General features: G+C 42.3%; 18 protein-coding genes. 5 read left to right on the top strand and 13 right to left on the bottom strand.

Going from position 1 to position 21,971, the window contains the following annotated elements; genetic code table 11:
* Window positions 1-6 precede the first annotated feature (6 nt).
* A complete protein-coding gene (locus NST85_RS11025; protein ID WP_341189287.1) occupies window positions 7-642 on the bottom strand; it encodes a TnsA endonuclease N-terminal domain-containing protein in 636 nt (211 codons plus the stop codon).
* A gap of 403 nt (window positions 643-1,045) precedes the next feature.
* On the opposite strand from NST85_RS11025, the gene NST85_RS11020 reads away from it, so the two are divergent.
* Both NST85_RS11020 and NST85_RS11015 read left to right on the top strand, forming a co-directional pair.
* Complete coding sequence (locus NST85_RS11020) at window positions 1,046-2,023, top strand: TniQ family protein (RefSeq protein ID WP_341189286.1); 978 nt, start codon at window positions 1,046-1,048, stop codon at window positions 2,021-2,023.
* Between the two features lie 88 nt (window positions 2,024-2,111).
* Window positions 2,112-3,086: a site-specific integrase gene (locus NST85_RS11015; protein WP_341189285.1), complete on the top strand. Its 975-nt coding sequence runs from the start codon at window positions 2,112-2,114 to the stop codon at window positions 3,084-3,086.
* Between the two features lie 215 nt (window positions 3,087-3,301).
* Here the strand turns inward: NST85_RS11015 and NST85_RS29290 are convergent, their stop codons facing one another.
* Window positions 3,302-3,379: a DUF7695 domain-containing protein gene (locus NST85_RS29290; protein WP_445671177.1), complete on the bottom strand. Its 78-nt coding sequence runs from the start codon at window positions 3,377-3,379 to the stop codon at window positions 3,302-3,304.
* A 652-nt stretch (window positions 3,380-4,031) separates the two neighbouring features.
* The gene (locus tag NST85_RS11010) at window positions 4,032-6,629 is read right to left on the bottom strand and encodes an adenosylcobalamin-dependent ribonucleoside-diphosphate reductase (protein WP_341189284.1); all 2,598 of its coding nucleotides are present in this window, start codon (window positions 6,627-6,629) and stop codon (window positions 4,032-4,034) included.
* 450 nt (window positions 6,630-7,079) lie between these two features.
* Here NST85_RS11010 and NST85_RS11005 point away from each other — a divergent pair, with 450 nt between their 5' ends.
* The 3 genes from NST85_RS11005 (at window position 7,080) to NST85_RS10995 (ending at window position 11,004) form a co-directional block, all read left to right on the top strand.
* Complete coding sequence (locus NST85_RS11005; RefSeq protein ID WP_127191904.1) at window positions 7,080-8,849, top strand: DEAD/DEAH box helicase; 1,770 nt, start codon at window positions 7,080-7,082, stop codon at window positions 8,847-8,849.
* A gap of 6 nt (window positions 8,850-8,855) precedes the next feature.
* Window positions 8,856-9,857 carry a YqhG family protein gene (locus tag NST85_RS11000; protein ID WP_307393089.1) on the top strand — a complete coding sequence of 334 codons (1,002 nt, stop codon included), beginning with the start codon at window positions 8,856-8,858 and terminating at the stop codon, window positions 9,855-9,857.
* Window positions 9,858-10,044: 187 nt separating this feature from the next.
* Window positions 10,045-11,004, top strand: coding sequence for a hypothetical protein (locus NST85_RS10995; RefSeq protein WP_341189283.1), 960 nt, complete (start codon window positions 10,045-10,047; stop codon window positions 11,002-11,004).
* An 82-nt stretch (window positions 11,005-11,086) separates the two neighbouring features.
* Here NST85_RS10995 and NST85_RS10990 read toward each other — a convergent pair whose 3' ends face one another.
* The 10 genes from NST85_RS10990 to nifB are packed head-to-tail and all read right to left on the bottom strand — an operon-like array spanning window position 11,087 to window position 21,829.
* A complete protein-coding gene (locus NST85_RS10990) occupies window positions 11,087-12,235 on the bottom strand; it encodes a homocitrate synthase/isopropylmalate synthase family protein (RefSeq protein ID WP_341189282.1) in 1,149 nt (382 codons plus the stop codon).
* Window positions 12,236-12,251: 16 nt separating this feature from the next.
* Window positions 12,252-13,001, bottom strand: coding sequence for a HesA/MoeB/ThiF family protein (locus NST85_RS10985; RefSeq protein ID WP_341189281.1), 750 nt, complete (start codon window positions 12,999-13,001; stop codon window positions 12,252-12,254).
* A 24-nt stretch (window positions 13,002-13,025) separates the two neighbouring features.
* Entirely contained in the window at window positions 13,026-13,493 is a 468-nt protein-coding gene (locus NST85_RS10980) for a DUF269 domain-containing protein (protein WP_127191908.1), read from the bottom strand.
* Entirely contained in the window at window positions 13,477-13,887 is a 411-nt protein-coding gene (gene nifX / locus NST85_RS10975) for a nitrogen fixation protein NifX (RefSeq protein ID WP_127191909.1), read from the bottom strand. The genes NST85_RS10980 and nifX overlap by 17 nt, the downstream gene beginning before the upstream one ends.
* Complete coding sequence (nifN, locus tag NST85_RS10970) at window positions 13,868-15,190, bottom strand: nitrogenase iron-molybdenum cofactor biosynthesis protein NifN (RefSeq protein ID WP_127191910.1); 1,323 nt, start codon at window positions 15,188-15,190, stop codon at window positions 13,868-13,870. The genes nifX and nifN overlap by 20 nt, the downstream gene beginning before the upstream one ends.
* Window positions 15,190-16,545, bottom strand: coding sequence for a nitrogenase iron-molybdenum cofactor biosynthesis protein NifE (gene nifE, locus NST85_RS10965; protein WP_341189280.1), 1,356 nt, complete (start codon window positions 16,543-16,545; stop codon window positions 15,190-15,192). The genes nifN and nifE overlap by 1 nt, the downstream gene beginning before the upstream one ends.
* Window positions 16,546-16,551: 6 nt before the next feature.
* Window positions 16,552-18,084, bottom strand: coding sequence for a nitrogenase molybdenum-iron protein subunit beta (gene nifK, locus NST85_RS10960; RefSeq protein WP_341189279.1), 1,533 nt, complete (start codon window positions 18,082-18,084; stop codon window positions 16,552-16,554).
* Entirely contained in the window at window positions 18,081-19,529 is a 1,449-nt protein-coding gene (gene nifD / locus NST85_RS10955; protein WP_127191913.1) for a nitrogenase molybdenum-iron protein alpha chain, read from the bottom strand. The genes nifK and nifD overlap by 4 nt, the downstream gene beginning before the upstream one ends.
* A gap of 47 nt (window positions 19,530-19,576) precedes the next feature.
* On the bottom strand, window positions 19,577-20,449 hold the full coding sequence (gene nifH / locus NST85_RS10950) for a nitrogenase iron protein (protein ID WP_127191914.1): 873 nt from the start codon (window positions 20,447-20,449) through the stop codon (window positions 19,577-19,579).
* 6 nt (window positions 20,450-20,455) lie between these two features.
* On the bottom strand, window positions 20,456-21,829 hold the full coding sequence (gene nifB, locus NST85_RS10945; protein WP_127191915.1) for a nitrogenase cofactor biosynthesis protein NifB: 1,374 nt from the start codon (window positions 21,827-21,829) through the stop codon (window positions 20,456-20,458).
* Window positions 21,830-21,971: the final 142 nt, after the last annotated feature.

Raw genomic sequence — 21,971 nt, 5'->3', positions numbered from 1 at the left:
TCCCCCTCAATTAATTCTTAAAAAAGAATCGTCGGAAATTTTATAATTAACCAGGTCTGTTTGGATATCTTGCAGATAAATTAGTTGGTAAACAGCAGCATAAAAAGATTCTTCTTCGATATCCTCACAAGCTTCCCTTAATTCAAATAAATGCAATTCATACATCTCTTCCACTTTTGCAGCAATTTGATTCATTATTTGTTCTGAAACATCTCGGGTTCCAAGATGTCTCAACAATGAAAGGTTCCATTGCAAATATTTCGGGTCTATTTCTCTCTCAGTAAAAACTTTATAATCCCACCCCATTTCTTCACAATATCTCCTACCAACTTCGTATTTTAAAATATTCTTTTGTTTATTGAAGAAACGCTCAGTTTTAACTTCAACAATAGTGACACGATTATTTTGCGAAATCATTTTAAAGTCTGGATAGTATCTGTGCTTTTTTCCATTTACAGTGTAGTAAATACAGACTGGTTGATGATAAATCTCCTGAATCTCTTGATCAAAGTCAGCTAAACGAATAAAATTCCGTTCAAGAAAGCTATCCCAATGGATCATATCTCCAGTTTTTAAAAAGGGCTCTTTACCGCGATACCCTTTGCGTTTTGGTCTAATTTCCCGAGCTGGTTTGTATGTCATTACTTAGCTCCTATGTTTTCAGAATTTATGATAAATTATTGTCATATTTATGTTATATAAACCTAAAGAAACACCAATAATAAACTCACAGTAAGTAAACAGGTATGAAGTAACTGTCACATAATGGTGAGTTTTTGATTGGTGCTTGCTACTCATAAATCCAAAAAACATGTACACTTAGGCAGTCAATTTTAAGGTAAACTGGTCGGATCTCTTTGGGTTACAGTACAATCAGTATTTCCTATTATCATAGTTAATCTAATTAAAATTAATTATATAAAATGGGAATTTATTGATTTCTTTATAAGTTAGTCATAAGGGGGTCTCCCCTCGGTTCTTATAAATAAATCTTTAATACTTGAAATAATATGTTATCTAAAATATATAACTTAGGAGTATATATATGAACTTATTAAACAGAAAATTTTTGATTAGTCCATCACCTAAAACAGAAGAAACAATAGATAGTTATTTGAGTCGAGTATTACAGTGTAATGGATATAAAAAAATCTCCTATATAAAACAATACAAAGCCGAAAAGTTTGAATATATTCCGATGTTTAATCAAGATAAATTATTAAAACTCACTGATTTATTATCTGAAAAAAAAATTAAAGAATTGTTTTTAAGCGAAGAAATTATATCATTGTGTATGAATAATGCTTTTGTGGGTAAGTATGGTTTACTGATCAATTCAATTAGAGTTTGTCCACAATGTTTGAAGGAAGGCCCCTATCACAGAAAAATATGGGGTCTTATTGGATATACAACTTGTCATATACATAACTATTTAATGTTAAGTCATTGTATATGTGGTAAGAAAATTAGAAGTCTGAGTACTGAACTACTTTTTTGTAAATGTGGTAGAGACTACCGACTAATGAATATTATTTATGTAAAACAAAAAATGGAAAATCACAATACATACTTGTATTCACGAATGATGGATAGAAAAAATAATGATGCTAAGACCACTCTTTTATGTTCACTAACAGTTGATGCTGCTATTGAAATAGTGCTGCGTTTCTCCAAATGTATATTAGACCTTAATAAGGTTAAAACTAATAGTTGGGTATTTTTAAAAGATACTTTACTGCTCCATAAATTGTTGGAAGAAGTATATGGGTATTTTACTAATTGGCCAAGAAACTTTCATAAGCTATTGAAAAAATTAGATGATGGTATGTTTAATAACACATTAATTTATTTAATGAATGAGTTAAATAGAGACCAGTTTATGATACTGAGTCATGAGATTGCCTGTTATATAAAAATGAAAAACACACATAATCTTCCAGATGTGGTTGAACATAAAAATGATTTTACTGAATTACTTAAAAAGACCTTGTTTCTAATGGAAATAAAAACTTCGTATGATTAAACCAAATTAATTTTTTCTCTTTATTAAGAAGTTCTTAGCCTAAAGGAAAATAGACTTTGAAATAACTATATAGATGGAGGCTGGATTAATGAATAATGACCTTGATCAGAATAGGACAGATATTAATAGCGCATTACTTGTCATTAATGAGATTCTTGATGAGAGAAAAGAAAGTGTTTTTCAAATTAAAGCTACTAATACGTCAAAAGGATATAAAACGGATTGGAACCATTTTATCAGTTGGTGTAGTAAAAATGGGTATGATTCACTACCGGTTAATGATGAGGCATATGCAATTTATATTACAACTTTAGCTCTAAGTGGATATAAAACTAGTACTATTACTAGGAGAATGAGTGCAATCTCCCAGGCACACTTTGTTGCCGGTTACTGTAGTCCTAAAACTCTAACAGTACGAATGGTTATAGCAGGTATTCGGAGGGCTTATGGTATAAAAGAAATTGGTAAGCATCCCCTTCATGTTGATATGCTCAAAAGTATACTAAACATGTTGCCTAATAACCTTAAAGGGTCTCGTGATAAGGCGATATTACTTATTGGGTTTTCAGGTGCATTTCGAAGGAGTGAGGTAGTTGCGATTGATGTAGAGCATCTTCATTTTAATGATACTGGTCTATTAATTGAAATGCGAAAATCCATAACCAATCAAAAAAAAGCTGGGGAAACAGTCGTTATACCCTATGGAGTTTGTCGTAATACATGTCCCGTTAAAGCTGTTCAAGACTGGATAAAGAACTCGGGCATTAAAATGGGACCTTTATTTCGCTCTATAAATCGTCATGGACAAATGTATGTAAATAGACTTTCTGATAAAGCGATTTCCCTGATTTTAAAAGAATATGTAAAAGCAGCAGGGTTTAATGAAGAGTTTTATTCAAGTCACAGCCTTAGAGTTGGATTTGTTGTTTCAGCAGCTATGACAGGAAAAAGTGAACAGTCTATTATGGCTCATACTCGTCTTAAAACAGATAGAATTATCTCGAAATATATACAAATGGCACATATGATACAAGAAAATGGAGCGATTGATATCGGACTATAACCAATTTTTTTGTAAGTCAATTACTCGAGATTGTATGGCTGTAATGTGTACTAACTATGCCATGTTACATTCCAAAAATCAACGAACTATTAGAAGCTAACTATACTATTTGTACTAAAAATCTTCCCGAAGTACTTCTCCATTTACATCAGCAACCTTATACATCACTCTAGAATATTCCATATATGTACTCCGGCAATTCTACATATAATTTTCTATTTAATACTACGTTTTAAATAAACCAATCCTCCGTCAACACCAATTCTTCCACAAGTACATTTTTTGAAACATATATATCCAGAGATTCATTTAATTCAATCCAGTTCTGGAAAAAGGGCATCAGTAAACTGAGACCTACTCTAACCCAGGAATTTTTGTCATACCTATGCAGATGATCATGAGAAAGGGAAGGTAATTATCGGCTTACACAAAGTTCTGTGTCATCACATTAATAAATCATCATTTTGAATTCAGTATCAGAAAAGGAACCTTGAAAGGCATACTGCCGATCAAGGTTTTGTTAACACTTTATCCCAGTAATTATCTGGATTTCTAGTTTATAAATATTTATTATGCTACCTGAAGAAATCAATAAGCAGTTACTGCTCTGAAACTATGTTATTAATCATCCTAACCCCAAATAAACTAGGAAATAAGCTGAATCCTGTACCTATACAGGATTCAGCTTATTTAGGTCTCATTATGCACTATCTTCATTGTAAAAAAAGTACTGAACTCTCTTCCTTTATAAACTCACAATAATTTTTCTAAGGGTTTACGTTATCAGCGTCAATTGTATAGCTTTTTCGACTTAGTGCTGTAATTTTAGATTCTTCCTATAATAAATGAATATCGGTGCATATTTATACATTTCTCATAAATTATGAAAATCCATTCTCACTAATTATGAAAAAATTCTCATTAATTATGACACCACACACACACCTACGAGCACTTGCTAAATCCGCAGTTGCTGCATGTTTTACAGCCCTCAATGTTGATAAGTGATGCGCCACCGCATGAAGGGCACAAATCACGAGAAGTATTTATCCCACTTCCCTGGAAGTTTCCTACTGAGTTATTAGCATGATCTTCGTGATGATCAATTGTAGCCGCTACAGGTGCGGAGTCATGATCTGCATGAGGTCCAATCTGCACATGAGTTTCCAACGCTTTGGCCACAGCATCAGCTATGGACTCCACACGATTCACACCAAATCCAATCGCTCCGGATCCCCCAATACCTTTCAAATGCTTGATCAATAATTCTACCTTGTGACCATGATCGCCATAGCGTAGGAACAATGAGCACACTCGCCCTAAAGCTTCCGCCATAGCGAATACATCTGAACCTGCCTTCCCAACATTCAGGAAGATTTCACTCGGGATACCACCCAGATCGTTAATGGTAATGTACGCCATACCAAACGGAGTATTGATTTTATACGTAGCCCCACGGAGAACTTGAGGACGTTTTTTATATTGCTTATCTAACGCTCCTTTATCATCAACCTCTGTATTCACAGATAATGATTGCGTGAAGTTCTCTACCTGAGCTTGTTCTGCAACTTCATCCGTAGAAGGAACCTCAGTCACTGCAGCCTTCTCTTCCTTCTTCTCTGTTTGCAATACCTGTACATCACGGCTACCATCGCGATAGATAGTTACCCCTTTACAACCAAGGTCAAATGCCAACTCATAGAGTTCCTTCGTTTCTTCTACTGTGAAATCCGCTGGGCAGTTCGCTGTTTTCGAAATTGAACTGTCCACCCAACGCTGAATCGCAGCTTGTGTACGGATGTGATCCTTAGCCGATAGATTCATCGCAGTTACATAATAATCAGGAAGTTCTTCGCCTGGATGAGCATCTAGCCAATCTTGAGCAATCGGTACAAACTGCTCATCGAAACCAAGACGACTCTGACGATAATATTTGAAAGCGAAATAAGGTTCAATTCCTGTAGAAGTTCCCACCATCGTGCCTGTACTACCTGTCGGTGCTTGTGTAATGAGCGTTACGTTACGGACACCTTTCTCACGCACAGCTTCGCCAACTTCAGGATACGCTTCGCAGAGTACTTTCATAAATCCACTTTGTAAATACGGATCAGCCTCAAATGCTGGGAATGCTCCCTTCTCTTCCGCTATCTCAGCGGAGGCTAGGTAGGCTTCTTTGGCAATGAATCCATATAGTTTATCCAAAAACTCTAATGATTCAGGGCTACCATAACGTATATGCAATTTAATCATCAGTTCAGCGAGCCCCATTGTTCCCAGACCAACGCGTCGTTCTTTCTTCTGATTTTCCTTGTTTTCTTCGAAGTGATAAGGAGTACGATCAATAACATTATCCAAGAAACGAACGGAATAACGTGTTGTTGTCGCTAGGTCATCCCAATCAATGTCGTGTTTCTCTTCATCATAGAACTTAGACAAATTAATAGCTGACAGATTGCAGACACCCCAACCAGGTAAACCCTGTTCTCCACACGGGTTTGTACAGATGATCGGATTAAAGTACCAGCTGTTAGACATTTGGTTGTAATACTCCATAAATACAACGCCTGGCTCGGCCGATTTCCAAGCAGATTCAATAATCGTATGCCAGATCTCACGTGCTTTAACTGTACGATAATGAACTACCTTGCGACCCGCAGCCTTCCATTTATCGAGATCGCCGTCCCATACCTCGTTGTAATCCTCTTCTGTTGTATCCGGGAAGACGAGATCCCAATCGAGGTCCTCCTTGACAGCTTTCATAAAATTGTTACTTACGCAGACCGATAAGTTTGCATTCGTTACTTGTCCCATACTTTGTTTGACCGTGATGAAATCGAGTATATCCGGATGCCAATCATTCATCATCAGCATTAGTGCACCACGTCTGCTTCCACCTTGCTCTATCAGGCCTGTCGTGTAGCTGAACAATCCACCCCATGACACCGCACCGCTAGAAGATCCATTCACGCCTTTTACTATGGCACGGCGAGGACGGAGCGAACTAAGATTGATCCCTACACCACCACCACGAGCCATAATCTCCGTCATTTCTGACAAAGTTTCCATAATTCCCCCGCGGCTATCCTTTGGTGAAGGAATGACATAGCAGTTAAATAGGGTCAATTCATCGCTCGCTCCTGCACCTGCAGCGATTCGTCCACCCGGAACTAATTTCCAATCATCCAAAATGTAACGGAACTTCTCTTCCCAATCCTTCTGAAGTTCTGGGGTTTGTTCAACTGATGCTATAGCGGTAGCCAGACGATCCCACATTTCCTCAGGTGTTTTCTCTATATTCAGCGTCAGCTTCTCTACATCAGATTCCACCAATTCGCCTTGGCGAGTCTTGACGGTAACCTTACGTCCTTCGCGAGCAACGATTTCCCCAACTTCCTTTGTCGGAAACTTCGGATCATCTTTAGTAAGTACGAGAACAACGTCCCCTACCTTTGCATGACTTGGATCAGCGTCTTTCCAAGCGTAACGGTCCAAGAAGATTTTCTCACTTAGGCCTTCTAATTTTTGCTTCTGCTGTTTATTCAAAAAAAACACCCTCCTAAAAGTTTTGTGAGCGTTGCTTCCTGAGTAATCTTCGTACAAAACTACCTCGAAAGCATACGCCTAAGTTTTGTGAGCGTTACTTCCTGAGTAATCTTCGTAACAAAACTACTCCGAAAGCATACGCCTAAGTTTTGTGAGCGTTGCATCATGAGTCTGATTTTGTATCAAAACTAACTCTGTGATTGCATGCGTTTAAGTTTCTATAAGTATTTTAACAATAAATAAAGATCACCATATATTGTGTGCGAGTACTATTATACTATACTACATATCGATATTACAGCCTGTTTTGAGAAAAAAACATACTTAAATTCGACAAATTAATCCCTACCTTAGACACTGGAAATCTTTAAAGTTATGAACTTCCTCTTTTTCGTCCATACTACACCTACATCTGCAAGAATACGCAATTACTAATGGAGGTTTATTACCATGTGTCCTCATCCCCCAAGACCTGCTGTAAATTCGACAAGTCCGATCCCAGTTTCTGTTGAATTCGATCATAGCTGGTTCGAAGATCTCGAAACTCGCCTAAATAAAGGCGGCCCTTGGGACGATTGGAAGTTATTCAACCTAGCTGCACAAGCAGAGACTGCTTCACTGGTCACTAGTTTTGACGAGATGCTATGTCTTCAACATCTGCAGAACGTGACTCCATTACCACATCAGACCGAAACCGCACGTAAAGTATTATTCGAAATGCGGGGCCGCGCCATACTAGCCGATGAGGTTGGTCTTGGTAAAACAATCGAAGCCGGAATGATTCTGAAAGAATACTTCCTTCGCGGCCTAGTACGCAAAGTGCTTATACTTGTACCCGCCTCACTGGTTCTCCAGTGGGTGCGAGAGTTAAATCAGAAATTCGGTATTCCAGCCGTTGCGCAGAAAAAGGAGTATTCTTGGCAGAATGACATTGTTGTAGCCTCAATGGATACAGCCAAACGCAATCCTCACAAAGATATTTTAATCAATGGTGAGTACGACATGGTTATCGTTGACGAGGCACATAAACTCAAGAACAAGAAGACCACTAATTATCAATTCATGTTACAACTACGAAAAAAATACTGTCTACTACTTACCGCTACTCCAGTGCAGAACGATCTGGGCGAATTGTTCAATCTTATCAATCTACTCAAACCAGGTCAACTCGGAGGATCGAATGATTTCTCGGCTAATTTCGTCGTCGATAAACGGATTCCAAAGAACGAAGGTCAATTGAAAGGTGAGCTCGCTAAAGTTATGATTCGCAATCGGCGTGGTGACGGCGAACTAGATTTCACCAAGCGGATCGTTCGAAATGTTCACGTTGAACTTTCTGATGAAGAGAAGAAATTATACGATGGCGTCACTTCCTTTGTCAGAGATCAATATCAGGCGGCTGGTGGTAATCTTAGTAGTATGCTTTCACTTATCACTCTTCAACGCGAAGTGTGTAGTAGCCGGGATGCCGTGTTTGTAACACTCGTTAATTTATCAAAGAAATTACCTCTAGATTCTCCGCTTCGGGAAAGAATATGGGGACTCGTAGACATCATTAAGACCATTCAAACGAATAGTAAAGCTGAAAAAACAATGGAGATCATTCAAGGAATGAACGAAAAAGTGATCATCTTTACCGAATACCGTGCCACCCAAGAATACTTAATGAAATATTTCAGAGACCGTAATATGACTGCAGTTCCGTATCGTGGTGGAATGAACAGAGGAAAGAAAGATTGGATGATGGATCTCTTCCGTGGACGGACTCAAGTTATGATTGCCACCGAAGCTGGCGGTGAAGGTATCAACTTACAGTTCTGCCATCAGATGATCAATTTTGATTTACCCTGGAATCCTATGCGCGTAGAACAGCGAATCGGACGTATACACCGATTAGGCCAAGAGCATGATGTCATGATTTACAACCTATCCACCCAAGGGACGATTGAGGAGCATATTCTCAATCTTCTGCACGAGAAGATCAACATGTTTGAGATGGTAATCGGTCAACTCGACGTGATTTTAGAGCGCTTCGAGAAAAAAGAATCTTTGGAAAAAAGCATCTATAAAATACTACTGGAATCTCAAGATGACCAAGAAATTGCCAGTCGCGTGGATTCCCTTGGCCGTAGCATTCATTCCATCAAGAATGAGTTGGATAATGAGGAATTATCCGTTACTGATAATGGTAGCGATTTCAAACAATTGCTAGGAGGTTAACATACATTGACAATGACAACGGAGCAAATCCAGAAATTTGTCATGACTTATTTAGAAACGACAGAGTGTCAAATTATCGAAAAATCACCCTCCCACGTCACCGTAAAACTATCACCCCAAGCGGATCGTGATTTGACGAATCGCCCTTATTATTGGGGTTTTATTGAGCGCACTGGAGCTGAACCTGAGACCATGTCATTCTCTTTCATCTTTGATCCTGAGAGGCATCAGGCCGATCTCGATCGGCAAACCAAAGCAGAGTCAGAACGAACTTCGAGAATTGCTGCTGAGGGAGAAGCCTCTAATCCTATTGAAACACCAGTAAATGCACAACCACAGGAAGACAGCATTCTCGGAAGGTACTTTGGGGTGGTTCGCCCCCTACCTATACTTGGACCCGGCAGAATTCAGCGTGAGGAGTTAACCTATGGTAGTCCCAGGCTTAAACAAATCTTTGCTGCTGCTCAGCGTTCGGGGCGCTGCGTCTACTTATTTGAAGACCCTGGACAAAAGCAGCGAATGACTTTGCTCCCAGCTGCCTACGAACCTTGGCTTGGTGTCTGCTTCAAAGTTGAACTTTCCTGTGATGTGAAACGCGAGGAATTGCATTTCTACGGAATATCCTTACTAAATGGCAAGGTGGATGAAGATTTCAATTCAAAATTATTAGATAAAAACTGGATGCCACGTGTACCCGAGAATATTCACATTGAACCTTCAAGATTATCTCTCGCGGATGGCCGCGATGTTCTGGAATCTAAATTAAGAACCAAAGTCGAGTCATATGATCATAGCTGGGCTGAAGAAGCCTCCGAACGTCTTCAGGACGAGCTTACACTCATTGAGTCTTACTATAGAGATCTGTTGGAACAACCTGACGAAGAACAAAATAAGGCCATTCAAGAGCAATTCGAATCTAGACAGGGAGAAATCCGCTGGCAATACCAGCCGAGAATTGTCGTATCTACCGTAAACTACGGCATCTTTCATCTACGTTCGCCGTGGTAACCATGAATTGACCCTGCTCGCTAAAAGATCGCAAAAATAGAAGCAGAATAACCTGCCCGAACCCGACACGTTGTAACACCATTTTTGAGCTGTCTCCAATACAATGGACAAGCGGTCCGAGCTTCAGCAGTTTTTAATGCTGTGATGGATACCATATACCATTCCAATGAAATGAAGGTGTAGAGACATGAACATCTGGAAGCCGACTTCAATTTTAGTAAAAACATTGGTGTGTACTGCCCTACTCCTGCCTGTTGTCCTCCAATTTCAAGCAGGAGCAATTCCCGTACAGGCAAATGTTTCTCAAACCACGAAACGAGCAGACACAGCACCCGAAGATCTACGCCAATATACAGCTGAAGTGATCCAACAACTAGCCTTAAGTGAACCATTAACTTCTTGGAAAAACGCAGATTATGTGATTGAACCACTCGGTCCAGGGACACGCAGTTGGCTTGTTACTGTGAAGACAGAGAAGAACGCTCCACCCGGTTATATCATCATTTCTTCTACAGAAAATAACGAATACAAGCTCGTCGAGTACGGGAGCGGTCCCGATTCCTTATACGTTCGTTCCAACTTAGAGTCCGCTCTCAAGGCTAGTGGAATCTCCAAACAAGGAATAACTAACGAAAATGCAGTACCTTTATACGGTGGTCCGGTTCTTGCAGAATGGAAAGTCAAACCGAGCGTAGCAAACTCGATTCAATTTCTGGATGCCTTAACCGGGGAACTTCTACCGGAAAGTAAAGAAAGCTGGGACAAACAAGCTGCTAAATACCATGCCCCGGAGCTCGCAGTTGGAAGTAACCAGAGAGGACTGTCACCTGAAGGCACCATATATACTTCCAAAGTGTTCGATCCCTATGACAACATATTATGGATGACGGAGAAATCCCTAAAATTTAAGAAGGAATCTTTCGAAGCCATTCTAAATGCTAGTAAGAAACTTGTCTTTGTCTCCTCCGGAGCGGAACGCACTTATAACATCCCATTACCTATACACGGCTATCAGAAATGGACAGAAGATTCCTCATTAAACTCCAATGAAGCCATTTACGTACTTACTGGATCAGAATCCTCTTCTCGATGGATTTCACTTCATGCACTTATTGATTGTGGCTATTTTGTCGCTTATAAAGAATAATTTATTTCTATAAATAAGAGAAATACTAAAAGCAGCTATCCCCTAAGTAGTATTGCTACTTGTGAGATAGCTGCTTTTGATTTCAAAATGATGCTATCTCTGTGCCCTGGTACTCTTCTTCCCACCACTGTTTTAAATCTGCGAGGTCCACATTACGTTTCTGCTTTCGGGCATATCGTTGCACTCGGTACAGTAGCTTATCGAAGATAAGTGAATTAGGTTTAATCCCTTCCTTGTCCAACACATATCTAAGAGCACTCTTTCCTGAATGTGTTCCAAGCACCACCTTGTGCTCACGCCCCAGTTCAATTGGATCATAGCTTTGATAAGTACTGGCACATTTGTGTAATCCATCAACATGGATACCAGATTCATGGGTAAATACAAGCGATCCTACTATTGGTTTCGCTTCGGGAAGTCTACGACCTGATGCCTTTGTTACCGTCTCTGCCAATGCTTGAAGAGCATCTTTTCTCACTCCGCACTCCCCACCATAGAGATGGCACCATGCCATTACAACTTCTTCAAGTGCGGCATTTCCAGCGCGTTCACCTAACCCTAACACTGTCGTGCTAGCCCATACTGCACCCGCTGTAATTCCACATAAAGTATTAGCCGTAGCCAGTCCGAAATCATTATGACAGTGGACTTCCAACTCAATTTCTGAGCTTACTTCACCTAGTAGAGCAGAAATGCGACCCATCATCTCAACCGGTTGATGCATTGATACTGTATCTGCATAACGGAACCGAGTAATTCCCTGTTCCTGATGTATTGATGTGATGAGTTCTACCAAATAAGACAAGTTCGCTCGCGATGCGTCCTCCATCCCAACAGACACAATCATGTCACGATTTCTAGCATATTCGACAGCCATTAGAATACCTCTTAATCCTTGTTCTTGTGACCATCCAAGCTTGGATTGAAGCTGAAGAAGTGAGACGGGGATTGAAATGTGGCACCACGGCACCCCCGTCTCTTTAGCCCGGTCGATATCGGAAATAACCGCCCTATTCCAGGTTAATAATGTGATAGGAAGATTCAAATCCATAATAGCGTAAATGTCCAGTTGCTCGCGCTTGCCCATCGCCGGTATTCCAATCTCTGCTTGCTCAACACCACACTCAGCTAGCTGAGTTGCAATACTTAGCTTTTCCTTTCGATTGAACGATACTCCCGCCGATTGTTCACCATCCCGAAGCGTAGTGTCACAAATACGAAGCCTCTTCACACTCCCCATCTCCTTTCTATAGAGTTCCACAGCAGCTACAGTTCGGATCACGCTGTAAACCAAAGCTGTAGCTCTGTAAATTCAATGTATTCATTCGGTACATAACCCCCAGAAAAGGTTCGCCGATACCAGCTATATATTTAATGGCTTCCATCGCTGCTAAACATCCCGCCATTCCAGAAGTAGCCCCTAGTACAGGAAACCCTAGTGGCTCCCATTCAGAAGATTGATGCGGATAAATGCAGGTAAGGCAAGGCGTTTCTCCTGGCACCACCGTTGTGAGCGATAACTCAAATCCGTACATAGCTGACTCAACCATCGGCTTACGACAGTCCACACATAGGCTATTTAGCACATACCTCTCAGGAAAGTCATAGCGAGCATCGATGACGATATCAGCTGACTCAACCCATGGCCTTGCCGTTTCATAAGCAATCCTCAGTGGGTAGCCTTCGATACAGACATCTGGGTTCAATCTTTGAAGCTGCCCTATCGCGGTTTCCATCCTCTGCTCTCCAACCCGAGAAGAATCCATCAAAATTTGTCGATTCAGATCAGGGAGAGCTATTTCACCTTCGTGTGCCAGAATCAACCGTCCAATTCCCGCCGCCGCCAGATAAATAGCTGCAGTTCCGCCCAGTCCTCCAATACCAGCAATCATTACGGTCGCTTCCTGCAATTTCCTCTGTCCATCTTTGCCAACCAGCTTAATCTGCCGTGTAAATCTGGCCTGCTCCATTTCAGCTATCCCATGTCCACTCATCATCTCACCGCCTATCCTAACGTCCGACTAAGCTTTATTAGCGAACAAAAACAACTCGCGATATCTTTCCCGATTTTGCAACCCTTCGCGAATACAAGAGACTCCATATACCTGTACTTTCAAATACTCTGCAAATGGAAATGAAGAACCCCCACGAAAACTATCCGACACTAGGACCGTACGTCCAGAATAAACAATCGCTCTCCCAAAACCCTCCTCATTGATTTCCACCATACTTTGGATTATCTCTCCACTTAGCTGTTCAAGCACGGTAGCAACAGTTTGGAAGAAGAAGGAGACCTGTTTTTTAACAACCGGTGAAACACTGCATGCTGATGCAAGCTCTCGTTTCTGCTCTGGTGAACACAAGAACAACTTTGCTATTCTCTCTTCCACGGGCAAATCGTCGTACTTCCCCCATGGATCACATAAATGTAGACAACGATTCAGACTCAGTGAAAATAGTTCTCCAAGATGCTCATCGTGCTGTATCATTTAAATCCTCCCTTTCTTCCAAGGCGTTATTTTCCTTGTTTAATATTTTTTCTAACCAAAGAGGGGGCCTTCCAGACAACAATTCCTGTAGGCGCCCCAGTTGACTTTCAATAGAGCTCCCCATTGGAACTTTAACGGGCATAATTTTTCTGCGAGTGACACGAGCAGCAGCTGAAGCCCCAATCTGCATTATAAAAACAAGCGTACAGTCCCCAATCGCTCCAATTCTGCTCTCAATACGCCCATTCTCATCACCGCCCTGGATATCACTCACATGCCTTATTTCGAGAAGCACGGAACTCCCCTTAATAACTTCGAATATGGCAAACTGTATACACTGACCAAAATGGGCATTCACTGTGACACCATCATGACTAGCAAAGGCGACTTTCATTCCGTGCCTCCTCCCTTCTGATCAGTAAATTCCCTACCTTATTAACCCAATTCATTGCACCTTTATACCCCACACTCACAGACATATAGGATCCTAATTCATCGGTGATCGGGAACCCCGCTGATAGAAAAGAGGCACCGATTCGTTTGGCTCCTTGTCTACCATGACAATTACTAACCCAAATATCCGCTCCATTCCCTAAGTTCTCCGCATCATCCAAATCTCCAACCCAAACTTCCTGTTCCGTTTCCCGGATCAAAGCTGTTTCACAAGAACCAATTAATGCTTTAATCTCCACCCCCATCTCCCCCAACCAAGATCCAACCGACATCAAGTGATCCGGTTCTAATGCGACGACCGCCGATGATCCCGCATAATGGAAGTGAGCATCAAGCATACTATCAAGCAAGTTTTCACGTTGCCACCGATAGCGTTGTGGAACAGAGGCTCCACTTAGTTGCTGAAGGAATAATAAAAGTTCGTCAGTTGCACGAAGGCCACTCATCCCATGAAATACTTTATAAGGGATCCCCACCGCATTCTGAAGTCTTCTCGCAGGGCGTTCCATGCTGGAGCCAACAGCAATCGTATAGCTGGAACGCAAACTCTGACGGATGGAGTCTAGCGGGACCCCTCCGCGTGTCAGCGGAGAGAAACCCGTTAACAAATGTCCGGACAAAGACGTTGATATATCAGGAATCGTAATGACTTCAAAACCAAAATCACTAATCATCTCTTTTAGTTCGGCTATATCCCCTGCAGTGAGGAAGGAGCCTGGCAGTAAATTAACTTGACTGTAGATCTGCTTAGTAGGTGCTTTGCATCCTTCCTCCTGAATGACCGCATCAAGAATACCTTCCACCATTGCATTGTATCCAGATTCCAATGAACCGCTGAAATCCGGAAGAATAACAGGGATAATAAGACAGTTCTTAACTCCGCGTTCACGAGTATACTTCTTCACAAATGAGGGGTAATCACTTCCCGCAACATCTGTCAGTTCCGTTCCAATCACGCCGATGATGTCAGGATGATGTTTAGTAATAACCGTATTTAATGCTTCTTCTAAATTACGGTCCGTATCAAAAATGACATCCATTTCCTGTAACGCCGAAGTCTGAACCGCAATCGTGTCTCGGAAATGGCGCGTAAGCAGCGATTTAGAGAATGCAGAGCAACCCTGTGATCCATGTAAAATAGCCATCCCCCGGTAACATCCCTGTAGGGCCAGAACGCTGCCCAAAGACGGACCGATTTTTAGCGGATTAACGGAGACCGGCTTCATTGTATGCTTAACCGTCATTACCTATCTCCTCCTACATCCCACGGAGCTGGGCGTTCGACCATCTCCCATACCGGATGATTTATTGCGAAAGTAATTTGTTTCGCTAATCTAAGTAACCCGTCATATCCCGCATAGGCGGTATGCCGCTCCTGATTGATATCCACAAATGGGATTTGCTCCTTCAGTGCGACATACATATTTCTACCCCCAGCAATCATCAGATCCGCTTTCCGATCCTTGACAGCTTTGATTATGCTTTTCGCTCCACCTTCTGCAATATAATCTACGTCTTCCCCGACCCGGTCCTCTATCCGGTTAATATCTTCAGCCGTGCTTTTATTCGTTCCTACCCCCACAACCTTGATTCCCAACTCTTTCAATGCGGAAATAACGGACCAGCTTTTCACCCCCCCTGTATAAAGAACCGCTTTTTTTCCCTTTAAAATTTGACGATATGGCCGGAGCTCTATTGCGAGTCTAGCTTCTTCACGTTTAATTAAACGGTCTACTCTTCGTTCTAAATCTCGATCATTCAGTAGATATGCCATTTGGCGCAAGGAGTAACTAGTCTCCTTTGCGCCATAGAATGAACCCTCAAAATAAGGGATATGATAGGTTTGCTCCATCCGTTTTGCCAATCCTAGCAATGCCCGGCTACAGACGACCATATTAACCTTTGCCCTATGTGCATGCCCAATCTCGTTGAATCGGCCATCCCCGGTAATTCTAGACATGATCGAAATACCTACTCGGTTCAGCAATCGCTCTATATCCCACATCTCTCCAGCAATATTGTACTCACCAATCAAATTGATATCGTATGCGCTAATTCGCTCTGGTTCAGTTCTACCGATGACATACTGGATTAAGGATTCTCCGGCTAATCGATTCCCCAAGTTTTTACTGCCAACGAATCCAGGACTATTAACGGGAATGACCGAAATCCCGAGCCTGGCACTTACATCTGCGCATACTGTGTCCAGATCCTCCCCAATCAAGGCGGTAACACATGTGGAATAGACAAAAATAGCTGGAGGTTTAAATCGTTCTGCAATATATTCGATGCTACGAGTTAACTTCTTTTCTGCACCGAATATAATATCTTGTTCACTTAGGGATGTCCCAAATCCGTAAGCTGACAGCCGAGGGCCGCTGGAGTGACTCCCGCGGCTCTCCCAGCTATTCGCCATGCAAGCTGCAGGGCCATGCACCAGATGTGCTGCGTCCGATATAGGAAGAAGAGTAATTTGTGCCCCGTCAAACGCACAACCACCCGCTGCTTCCCCCGGTTTGGGACGAGGACATGCTTTGGACTTAGGCTCCAATTTCAAACAATCATTATCATTAATTGGAATTTCAGAACTCGCCTCCACCTTCCATCACCTCACGAGATCAAATCCGTATTCAGGCGCATTCTGATCCAATTGCTCAAGTACTGTATTCACAATCAAGGATAATATATTTAAAGTCCCTTGATACCCAATAATTGAATAACGATGCATATGATGTCTATCAAAAATAGGAAAACCAATTCTGATCAGCGGGACATTGGCATCTTTCGCTGCATACTTCAAATGCGAACTGCCAATAGCCAGATCAACGGGATTACTAATCAACAGAGACCGCATATGCCATAAATCGTGGCCATTATGCACCGTAGCTTCTTCACCATATAGACTAGAAGCTAGCAATTCCTCCGCTTCTTGAAGAAATTCCTTATCTCCGTTAGTGCATACAATATGCACAGGCTCCATCCCAACCTCTAAACAGAAACCGATCAATCCAAGAAGCAAATCTGGGTCACCTACAAGAGCTACCCGTTTACCATGCAAATAACTGTGCGAGTCAGTTAATGCATCTACAACTCTTCCTCTTTCCTCTTGTAGCTCTGCAGGAATTTCTGAGCCCGTTAAATCAGCAATGGATTGCAACAATCGATCTGTAGCCCCTATACCTATCGGAGTATATGTGGATACTATTTGCTGGTTCCATTCCCCTTGGATATATTCGATAGTTTTCTTCACTGCATACTTCTGCAAAGAAATCGTTCCTGTAGCACTGGCGGCTTTAGGCACATCAGCCAGTTTTGTCCCGCCATAATAATAGCTATATTCGCCTGCAGCAGGAGAGTCGAAATTACCGCTATGGTCGCCAAGCACGGTATATTCAAGTCCAAAGGCACTGAGTATCTTTTTGATTTCCGCAAAATTACCGGTATAGGGTTCGAATCCAAGAATGACATTTAACTTGGTCAAATCTTCTTCCGTAGACAACTTCACCTTAGATTCGTTATATAAAAAGCTTAGAATCGACTTCAACATCGCATCATATCCCGTAATGTGAGAACCAGAAAAACTAGGGGTATTAGCATAAGGCACGGGTATATCTCTCGAGATAACTCCCTCTTGGCGGGCTGTTTCAATAAAGGCTTGTAAATCGTCGCCGATCACTTCCGCCATACATGTTGTGGATACTGCAATCATTTCTGGCTTATACAAAGCCATGCAGTTCTCCAAACCGTCGACTAAATTTCTCAAACCACCAAATACAGCTCCATCTTCCGTCATCGATGAGGAAACCGCCGGTACGGGTTCTTTAAAGTGCCGGGATAGATGACTGCGGAAATAAGCGGCACACCCTTGGGATCCGTGTAGAAATGGGAGTGTCTTCTCGAAGCCGAGAGCGGCCATAACTGCCCCAAGAGGTTGACACGCTTTCGCAGGATTCACAACCAGTGAACTACGAGAGAAATTCTTATCTTTGTATTCTTGAGACTGCGAATATTCTAATGTCTCCGTGACTTGTGAAGGTGAACAAGGGGCTTCAAATTCCCTTTTCCGCTCACGTTGTTGCTCGTATGTCTCACTTTTGAACAACGTATTAAAGTCTACAATGTCCAATTTATCTCTCATACACTCACCGTCTTCCTGTCTGGAGTGCCCATCAGATTCCATACAGGGCTGTTCACAGTCATATCCATATCCCTGGCGAATATTTTAAATCCATCAAACCCATGGTAGGGCCCACTGTAATCCCAAGAATGCATTTGTCGAAACGGAATACCCATCTTGTGGTATACATATTTCTCCTTTACACCAGCTCCCATGAGATCAATATCTAACTTCTGAGCGAGCTCCTCTAATTCATAAGCAGAAGGATCGTCATAAATGATTGTGCCGTCTTTCAGCTCAGGAAAGGTCCGCTCGTAATCATCCTTATGACCGAATTCATAACCGGAAGCTACGATCTCCATTCCAAGATCTTCGTAAGCACCAATCGTATGACGAGGACGCAACCCCCCGATTAATAACATCACCTTTTTACCTTCCAAACGTGGTCTGTATTTACCGATAATGGCATCCATTTCAACCTGATATTTAGCAATCACTTTCTCACAATTTGCACGGATGTGATCATCAAACCGATCCGCAATTGCACGTAGACTCTGGATCGTTTTGGTCGGACCAAAGAAATTATATTCCATCCACGGGATTCCATATTCCCGCTCCAACGTTGTACACATATAGTTCATCGAACGATGGCAGTGAATCAAATTCAGTTTTGATTTATGAGCAATCATCAGTTCATTAATCGTTCCATCGCCAGACCACTGAGCAATTACTCGTAGCCCCATCTCTTCCAACAGAATCCGTGAAGCCCATGCATCCCCCCCGATGTTATAGTCTCCGATAATGTTGACATCGTAAGGTCCACACTCTTCTAGTTCGCCTTTTCCCATGAGGAAATCACGAATCGCATCGTTGGCAATATGATGACCAAGCGACTGACTGACTCCCCTAAATCCTTCACAGCGTACGGGGATAATCGGAATGCCCAGCTCATTTGACATCTTTTTGGCGACTGCTTCGATATCATCACCAATTAACCCCACTGGACATTCCGTTTGAATAGATATCCCCTTGGCTAGCGGAAACATCTCTTTGATCTCCCTGCACATCACTTCTAGTTTCTTATCCCCACCAAATACGATATCCGTCTCTTGAAAATCACTCGTGATTTGCATCGCTGTAAAGTTGTCGACCCCTAGTGTCCCACTGCTGTAATTCCGCCGAGTCCCCCAACTATACTGTCCGCAACCAACAGGTCCGTGACTAATATGAACTACGTCCTTGATGGGTCCCCACACAACGCCTTTTGAACCTGCATAAGCGCATCCTCGGACTGTCATCACACCTGGACGGGATTTCATATTGGATTTGATTGCACATTTTCCGCAATTAATTAATTCTTCGTTGTTTACCTCATAATGCTTACTACGGTCTTTTTTTGCTTTGGCCGGATAAGCTTCCAACATGTCATCAATTAATTGCCGTTTGCCGCCGAGGTCTGTACTCATACGGGGTTCCCTCCTCATCTCTCTCCGGTAATTGACGTAATGATCTACTATACCGCCTTTTGTTGAGCAATTATTTTCTTGACATGCTCTTCTTCATTCTCGATTACTCCAAAGTTAATGAGCAGATCCTCAAGTTCCTCCATCGTAATAGGTGTTGGGATCGTCATCATATCGTTATGAAGGATTTTGTTAGCCAAAATTTCATACTCTTTAGCTTGAGCGTGATCTGGTGCATATTGAGCCACAGTCATTCTTCTTAGCTCCGCATGCTGTACCACATTATCTCTAGGAATGAAATGAATCATCTGCGTGTTGAGCCTCCGAGCCAATTCCATGATGAGCTCATCTTCCCGGTCCGTATTACGACTGTTGCATATTAATCCACCTAGACGCACCCCACCGGTATTTGCATATTTCAGAATTCCACGCGCAATATTGTTCGCTGCATACATGGCCATCATTTCACCCGAACAAACAATGTAAATCTCTTGCGCTTTATTCTCGCGAATTGGCATTGCGAACCCACCACAGACGACATCACCCAGTACATCATAAGAAACAAAATCAAGTCCGTCATATGCACCTTGTTGCTCCAAAAAGTTAATCGCCGTTATGATTCCTCTACCTGCACAACCTACCCCAGGTTCTGGACCGCCACATTCCACACAAGTGATATCCCCAAATCCTTCTTGCACTACTTCCTCAAGTTCCAAATCCTCTACAGTTCCTCGTTCCGCCGCCAAATGAAGCACCGTTTGTTGAGCTTTCGTATTCAAAATTAACCGAGTAGAATCTGCCTTTGGGTCACAACCAACGATCATCGTTTTTTGACCATATTTCGTAGCTAATTGAGCTAAAGTATTCTGCGAAGTTGTTGACTTTCCGATTCCACCCTTACCATAAAAAGCGATTTGCCGCATGTTTCATCATCCTTTCGAAATGGTTGTATTTTGAAAATAATTATTATATTTAACACTCTCTAGAATCAGAGTTTCGATATCCCCTTTGCGAACAAGCGGCAAAACACCACTTCTGTGCAAGAGTTTGCGCGGGGAATCTCCTATACCTGAACAGAGAAGAATTCCACAATCCTTTAAGATGGAGCATATTTCTCGTAGCGTCTCTTCTTTGTCCCCATTGCAATCTGCACGACCGTGGCAATAAGCCTGCACTTTACGAATACCGAGGAACTTTACAGCATTGCCGTCACTCTCATATATCATGAACTCCTGCGCATGCCCAAAATGTAGATTAATTTTCCCCGCACCTCTTGAGGCTACAGCTACACGAATGGACTGGTTATCCTGCATTGTCGAAACATCCTTATTCTTTGTTCTGAACATTCTCTGCCTTATTTTCTCGTCCAGACTTGCTTGAAATTGTTCCCGCGCTTCATTATTCAAGGGTGGCGCCTGCTCAATGTTATCCCATGTAAAATCTGCGCTACGGTCTTGACCCAGAAGTCCAATGGCGTCGGCTCGGCATTGTCTGCAGTGACGCATCACCTTCATCCCTTCCCCCGCACAGCTTTCCTGCAGAGCATGAAGTTCCTTGGGACGAGGTGCCCGCTGGCCCTCTATTTCGAACTGACTGCCCGGCGCGACGATGAGCGGCGTGACATTGTGCAGAGTAGCTCCATACAGTTTCACTGTCTTGGATACTTCCAGTAGATGAGAGTCGTTGATACCTGGAATCAGGACCGAATTGACTTTGCATAAAATCCCCCTCTCACTGAGCGCTTTAAGTCCGGCTAGTTGGCGAGATATGAGCAGCTCTGCTCCTACTCTTCCTTCATAACGAATCCCTTCGTCATATACCCATGCATAGATCCTGCTTCCAATGTCGGGATCAATGGCGTTAATCGTGATCGTCACATGTCGGATGCCCATTTCTACAATCGTATCGACATGACGCAGAAGAGTTAGACCGTTCGTACTTAGACAGAGGGACACGTCAGGGAAACTTTCCTTTACCCTGTTGAAAGCATCAAACGTTTTGTCTGCGTTTGCGAGTGGATCACCTGGACCCGCAATTCCTACTACAGATAACTGCAGTAATTGAGCTGCCACTCCTTTTACTTTCCGACCTGCTTGCTCTGGTGTGAGAACTTCACTAACTACTCCAGGTCTACTCTCATTTACGCAATCGAACTTCCGATTGCAGTAACGACATTGAATGTTACATGCCGGAGCAACTGGTAAATGCATTCGAGCGAAATACCGATGAGCTTCTTCGTTGTAGCAGGGATGCCGACTGATTTCTTCTAATTCCACACTTTCACTGCAAGTTCGCGGCTCCAACTTCCCTTCCCTCCCTCCTACTCTCTACTTACCGATGTCATGTTTTTGTAAATATATTACTTTTATTTACATTAAGTATATTTTCGTGTGACTATAACGTCAACTTACTTTCCACGATTAACCCCCGTAAAAGAACCCAGTT

Source organism: Paenibacillus sp. FSL K6-2524, from assembly GCF_038005525.1.
Classification (GTDB): Bacteria; Bacillota; Bacilli; order Paenibacillales; family Paenibacillaceae; genus Fontibacillus; species Fontibacillus anaericanus.
This window is presented reverse-complemented; position numbering and strand designations above follow the sequence as displayed.